5 protein-coding genes and 1 tRNA gene are annotated in these 7273 nt (G+C 34.5%); 5 read left to right on the top strand and 1 reads right to left on the bottom strand.

What is annotated here, in order from left to right:
• Positions 1-6: 6 nt before the first annotated feature.
• Positions 7-1032 (top strand): deoxyhypusine synthase, encoded by a 1026-nt coding sequence (locus tag HPY79_01000; protein NSW44396.1) that lies wholly within the window; start codon positions 7-9, stop codon positions 1030-1032.
• A gap of 80 nt (positions 1033-1112) precedes the next feature.
• Positions 1113-1871: a T9SS type A sorting domain-containing protein gene (locus HPY79_01005; protein ID NSW44397.1), complete on the top strand. Its 759-nt coding sequence runs from the start codon at positions 1113-1115 to the stop codon at positions 1869-1871.
• Between the two features lie 71 nt (positions 1872-1942).
• On the opposite strand, the gene HPY79_01010 is transcribed toward HPY79_01005, so the two are convergent.
• A complete protein-coding gene (locus HPY79_01010; GenBank protein NSW44398.1) occupies positions 1943-3160 on the bottom strand; it encodes a PLP-dependent aminotransferase family protein in 1218 nt (405 codons plus the stop codon).
• A 164-nt stretch (positions 3161-3324) separates the two neighbouring features.
• Here HPY79_01010 and HPY79_01015 point away from each other — a divergent pair, with 164 nt between their 5' ends.
• From HPY79_01015 to HPY79_01025, 3 genes are all read left to right on the top strand, one after another.
• Complete coding sequence (locus HPY79_01015) at positions 3325-4596, top strand: adenylosuccinate synthase (GenBank protein NSW44399.1); 1272 nt, start codon at positions 3325-3327, stop codon at positions 4594-4596.
• Positions 4593-7031 (top strand): carbohydrate binding family 9 domain-containing protein, encoded by a 2439-nt coding sequence (locus HPY79_01020; GenBank protein NSW44400.1) that lies wholly within the window; start codon positions 4593-4595, stop codon positions 7029-7031. Before HPY79_01015 ends, HPY79_01020 begins: the two co-directional genes overlap by 4 nt.
• A 52-nt stretch (positions 7032-7083) precedes the next feature.
• Positions 7084-7157, top strand: a tRNA-Arg gene (locus HPY79_01025).
• Positions 7158-7273 lie beyond the last annotated feature (116 nt).

Raw genomic sequence — 7273 nt, forward strand, 5'->3', positions numbered from 1 at the left:
TTACCTATGAAAAAGTTAACTAAAAAAGACATTTTAAAAGACACCATTAAACACATAGACATAAAAAAAATTGATAGCACGGCTATTATTGATTCTATGCGTGAAATGTCGTTTACTTCACGCGAAACAGCTTCGGCTGCCGATATTTTTATACGTATGCTTAAAGACAAAAAATGTAGTATTATCCTGACCATTGCTGGTAGTACAAGCGCTGCAGGATGTATGCAAGTATATGTCGATATGGTAAAACATAATATGGTGGATGCCATTGTTGCTACGGGCGCGACTATTGTTGATATGGACTTTTTTGAAGCATTGGGTTTTAAACATTACAAAGGCACACCCAATGTTGATGACAAACAACTACGTGAATTATATATAGACCGCATATACGATACCTATATCGACGAAGAACAATTGCAACAATGCGATATGACCATTAAGAAAATTGCCGATTCGCTAGAACCTCGCCCCTATTCTTCTCGAGAATTTATTAAAGAAATGGGAAAATATTTAACCAAACATTCTAAGAAAAAAGATTCACTTGTACAAGTAGCATACGAACACAATGTTCCTATTTTCTGCCCCGCTTTTACCGATAGTAGTGCAGGATTTGGTTTAGTAAAACACCAAGTTGATAATCCTAAAAAACATGTTACCATTGACTCAGTAGCAGATTTTAAAGAACTAACTGAAATAAAAATCAAAGCCGGCGAAACCGGTATCTTTATGATTGGTGGAGGTGTTCCCAAAAACTTTACTCAAGACACTGTAATTTGTGCTGAAATACTAGGACATGAAGTTCCTATGCATAAGTATGCAATCCAAATTACGGTTGCCGATGTACGCGATGGCGCTTGTTCTAGCTCTACCCTTAAAGAAGCTTCGTCGTGGGGAAAAGTCGATACTACTTTTGAACAAATGGTATATGCCGAAGCAACAACCGTACTACCACTTATTGTAAGCTATGCTTATCATTCAGGAGCTTGGAAAACAAGAAAAGCAAGAGAATTTTCTAAACTTTTTAAATAACAAATCACCAAATTTAAATTTAAGCACATAAATTTTTTTGTTTATGTGCTTTTTTTGTATCTTTGAAAAAAAATATGCCTATGAAAAATATTTTACTTTTAACACTAACTATTACAGTTAATATTTTTATTTATGAGTCTTTAAATGCTCAATGTACACCCGATCAATCGTGTAATGATATTGGAAATCCCGGCGAAATGTGTCCAGAAGTGTTACCTCCAGCCACTGTTAATATTCCCTATAATCAAGTAGTAACCATTATTCCACCTGCTACATTTGATTACAACGGACAAACTGTTTCTATCAATAAAATTAAAATCACGAATGTAGAAAACATCCCACAAGGCTTGACTTATCAATGCAGTCCTGCTAACTGCGAATTTACCCCTACTACACCCGTTACACGTTATTGTATTCTTTTAAGCGGTACGCCTACTACACCCGGTACTTATCCATTAAAGGTACACGTAGTTCCTTATATTTTAATTTTAGGAGTCCCCACAGCATTGCCTGAACAAGTTGATGACACTTCGTTAGTAATGGTTGTAAATACAGCAAGCAGTGCACAAATTATAAATAGTAGCAAGTTTACAGTACTACCTCCTCAACCCAATCCCTTTAATTCAACTGTTTCTATAAGTTTTTATTGCCCTTATACTTCGTCTATTGATTTGCAAGTTTTCGATGTACTCGGTAATAAAGTATACGAAGAAAAAATGATCTCCAACAAAGGTGAAAATAGTTTTAAATTTGATGGAAGTAATTTAAAACGAGGTGTATATATTTATAAAGTAAACAACGGGAGAGAGAATTTTGTTAAACAACTGATAAAAAATTAAATTTAGTTTAGATTAAACAAAAAAGCCATCGGGATACGATGGCTTTTTTTATAGCTATGAGGCCTCATATATTAGGCTTTAACGGCTATTTCTTCTTTTACGGCATCTGCCAAACGACGAATTCCTTCAATATTATTTTCTACACTCATAAACGAAAAATTCAAACGGATGGTATTTCTACCACTACCATCGCAATAAAAAGCATTGCCCATAACAAACGCAACATTCTTTTCGATAGCACGCATAAACAATTTTTCGCTATCCATCCATTCAGGTAGAGTTAAAAATAAAAACAAACCACCTTCTGGCTTAGTCCAGTGTACACCAGCTGGCATATATTTTTCTAAAGCCATGAGCATCGCATCTCTTTTTTCTTTATACATGGCTACCGTACGTTTTATATTTTTATCGAAATAGCCTTTCTCAATATAGGTAGCAGCTATTTTCTGCACAAAGGCACTCGTACACAAATCGGTTGCTTGCTTAGCCACAACAAACTTATCAATTATTTCTTCGTTTGCCATAACCCAACCAATTCTAAAGCCAGGAGCAAAAGTTTTACTGAATGTGCCTAAAGTAATAACATAACCTTTTTTATCGAGCTGATAAAACATAGGTTGTGGCTTACCTTCAAAACGAATTTCTCTATAGGGGCTATCTTCGGCTATTAAAACATCGTATTTATAAGCTATTTCTAGTATTTCTCTACGTCTCCATTCGGGCATCGTTATGCCAGCAGGATTCTGAAAATCGGGAATAATATAAATAAATTTAGGAATTTCGTTTTTGGCTTTTAGTTCAGCGAGTGTTTTATCTAACAAATCTGAGCGAAGCCCATTCTCATCTAAAGGAACACCCACTAATTGTGCTCCATAACTTCTAAATGCACTTAAGCCACCCAAATACGAAGGTAAGCCGCAGATAACCTTATCGCCAGGATTGATAAATATTTTTGCTAACAAATCTAATCCTTGTTGCGAAGCCGTTGTAATAATTAAATTGCCTAATTCAAGATGAACATCATCATTTTTATAACGTTCAATAAGCGCTTTTCTCAATCGGATATCGCCTTCGGTTTCGCCATATTGTAACGCCATGGTTCCATCGGTATTAAGTACTTCGGCAACAATGTCTTTAAGTTCGTCAACAGGAAACGATTCTGGTGATGGTAAACCACCCGCAAATGAAATAAGTTCCTTACGTTGAGTAAGTTTTAATAACTCACGAATTACCGAACGTTTACTATTTTTAATAGTATTCGAAAATCTGTCTTGAAGATTATTTATCATAAGATTTTTTCTTGCTAAGATAAGAAATATATATTTAGAAAATGATTCAAATAGTCAGTAAAAAAAACTGTTTTAAAACAAGCAAATCGTTCATAAAATATTTTACCACGATTTTATCGTAAAATTATTTGTATCTTCAAGCTTTCAAATTTTTATATATACATATGATACAAAAGATTGATGTATTGCTAGGTTTACAATGGGGCGATGAGGGCAAAGGTAAAATTGTTGATTTGCTTGCTCCTCAATACGATGTTGTTGCACGTTTTCAGGGAGGTCCTAATGCTGGGCATACACTCGAGTTCGACAATAAAAAATTCGTGCTACATACCATTCCTTCGGGTGTATTTCAGCCAAAAAGTTTAAACTATATAGGTAATGGTGTTGTTTTAGACCCCTGTATATTTAAACAAGAAATCGAAAATCTATCCATTGTTTCGCCTTGGATATATGATAATCTCTATATTTCCAAACAAGCTCATCTTATACTTCCTACCCACCGATTATTAGATGCTGCATACGAACAAGCAAAAGGTAAAGATAAAATAGGTTCCACCCTTAAAGGTATCGGACCAACTTATACCGACAAAATTTCACGTCAGGGAATTCGGGTTGGAGATATTTTTCAAGCTAATTTCAAAGAAAAATATCAAGCATTAGTCGAAAAACACAAACAAATTTTATCCTTATTTCAATACCCTATCGATTCGTTGGCTGAACTTGAGAAAAATTGGTTTGAAGCATTAGATATGCTCAAAAAGTTTAAACATACCGATGGCATTTCGTTTATTCAAAAACAAATTGAAGAAAATAAAAAAATATTAGCCGAAGGAGCTCAAGGCAGTATGCTCGATATTGATTTTGGTTCTTATCCTTTTGTAACTTCATCAAACACAATAGCTGCTGGTGCTTGTACAGGCTTAGGTCTCGCTCCGCAACAAATTGGTAATGTGTTAGGAGTAACCAAAGCTTATTGTACGCGTGTTGGAAGCGGTCCTTTCCCTACTGAGCTAAACGACTTAGTGGGCGATGAACTTCGTACCCAAGGACACGAATTCGGAAGCACTACCGGACGTCCTCGTCGCTGCGGATGGCTCGATTTAGTTGCCTTAAAATTTGCTGTAACTATTAGCGGTGTTAATCGTCTTATCGTTACAAAAGCCGATGTGATGTCCACACTTGATGAAATAAAAGTTGCAGTTGCCTACCAAACACATGAGGGCGAAATTACACACATCCCCTACTGCCTCGATGATGTTAAACAGCCTGTTTATAAAATATTTAAAGGCTGGAAAACAGACATTCAAAACATTCGCAACAAACAAAATTTGCCTAAAGAACTGCTGCAATACATTGCTTTTATCGAAGAATATACAAACGTTAAAGTGGAGATTATATCGGTAGGACCTGATAGAAACGCAAATGTATATTTATGAATTTAAAATGGACGATTAACTGTTTAACCCTTTTAATTTTACAACAAACATTATTTTCGCAAACAAACGATTCTATTTGTTTTAAAGCTTATAGGACGACTATTGCACCTACAATAGATGGACAAAAAGATGCCATTTGGAATATTTGTCCTATAATAAACGGTTTTAAACAAAAAAATCCATACTATAATTCTCCACCTCTATTCGATACCGATGTCCAAATACTATACGACAATACTGCTATATATGTATTTGCCTTTTGCCACGATGAACACCCCGATAGTATTCTAAAACAACTTGGCAATAGAGACAATCAAAACTTAAATGCCGATTACTTTATTATAGCCTTTGATACATATAATAAACAACAAGATGCTTTTATTTTTGGAGTATCTGCCTCTGGTGTACAATTGGAAATGCGAGGCGACGACAAATCATACAATGTGGTATGGGATAGTAAGATTGCTATTTCTGATTCAGGTTGGTCTGTAGAAATTAAAATACCCTACTCAGCTATTCGTTTCCCAAAAGTTTTAAAACAAGATTGGCGTTTTCAATGTATAAGAAGTATTCGTCGCATACGTGAAGAAAGCCGTTTAGTATTAGAGCCTCGCGAAGCTAATAATCCGCTTCTTTATTGGTCAAAACTCGATGGCATAGAACAAATTGAAGCCCCTCTCCGATTATCGTTTACACCTTATCTGTCAGCAGGTTTGCAAACAGAATCAGAAAAAGGCACAAAAACACAACTAAGTAAATTGTTCAGCGGTGGACTCGATTTAAAATATGGCATTAACGAAAGTTATACGCTCGATTTAACACTTTTGCCCGATTTTAGCCAAGTTCAATCAGATAATAAATATAAAAACCTTACTGCATACGAAACAGTTTATAGCGAACAACGTCCGTTTTTTAAAGAATCGGTTGAATTATTTAATAAAGGTGATATTTTTTACTCTCGTAGAATAGGTCGTTTACCACGCAATTTTTACAGTATTTCAACCGACAGCAACGAAATTATTAGCAAAAATCCGCAACAAACACAACTCATCAATGCTTTTAAAATATCCGGACGAAATAGTAAAGGACTTGCTATAGGCGTTTTAAATGCTATTACTGCCAATACCTATGCTCAAATAAAAGACACATTAACAGGATTGGAAAAAAGTATTTTAACCGAGCCTTTTGCTAATTATAATGTTTTTGTTATTGACCAAGCTTTTAGACAAGGCAATAATATATTTTTAACCAACACCAGTTTTTTGCGAGAGAAAAACAACTACAGTTCAAACGTTACAGCCATAGGACTTTCACTAATTGAACATTCTAAAACTTACCAATTATCGTTAAATTCTGCATTATCGCATTTTTATTATCTGCAAAATAAACCTTCTGAGTTGCCCAATAATGGATATAAAGCATCTATAAGTTTAGACAAAATAAACGGAAATTTTAAATATGGACTTTCTAGTTCATATATGGATAAAAATTTCAATGCCAACGATGTAGGACTTACTTTATTTAACAATTATTTGAACAATAGCGTATATATCGACTACCATCAGTTTCAGCCAACAAAAACATTTTTAAATTATGGGCTAAATCTCAATTATATTCAAAACTACCATTTATCGACCATGAATATTAGCACATCGGGCTTAGAATTAAATATAGGGACCACAACTCATCGTTATCTTAGTATATGGAGCGGCGGGTATGCCGATTTATACAATGGTTTCGATTACTACGAACCACGAAAAGAAGGCTATTTTTTAAGAACAGGCTATAATAAAAATATTCGTTTAGGTATTTCTACCGATTATAGAAAATCTCTGGCTATAGATGTTTCAACCGTTGTGAATCATAACTCCACCTTCAATGCTATGCATTATTATTTACAAGTTTCTCCATTAGCACGTGTTTCTAATCATTTGTCGTTTAGATATACGATAGAATCAAGCTATAGTAAAAACAGTGTCGGATTTGCAAGCTTTGACGAAGATTCAGGTAAACCACTTATGGGTAAACGCAATGTAACTTCAATAACCAACGCTTTAACTGCCGATTATCTTTTTAAAAATGATTTATCTATCAGTATCAAGTTTAGATATTATTGGTCGCAAGGAGAATATTTTAACATTTATACCTTAACAGACGAAGGAACCCTAAGTGGAAGTTTAGTATCAAATAGTCCGTCTCAATACAATTTTAATTACAACTCGCTAAATGCCGATATTGTATTTTCTTGGCAGTTTGCACCCGGCAGCAATTTGATGATAATATGGAAAAACGAAATTTTTAAAGACAGCCCATATTTGTATGCTTCGTATTTTGAAAATTTAAAATATTTGGGTGAATATCCTCAAACAAATACTATTATGGTAAAAATGCTCTATTACCTCGATTACGAATATTTGTTTAAGAAAAAAACATAAAACTGTTTGCACAGAACAAAAAAACGTATTATCTTTGCACAGATTTTTTAAAGGCCTCGTAGCTCAACTGAATAGAGCATCTGACTACGGATCAGAAGGTTGTGGGTTTGAATCCCGCCGAGGTCACAACAGTGGGTTTCTTCGCTTTACAAGGTTCTTTTAAAGTCTTGGTTATTAGACATTTATGGCTATTGCATGGTTAAACATTTTTGGTTAATTGCACAATTTTGTTTCACCAATGT

The organism is Bacteroidales bacterium, from assembly GCA_013314715.1.
Lineage (GTDB): Bacteria > Bacteroidota > Bacteroidia > Bacteroidales > GWA2-32-17 > Ch61.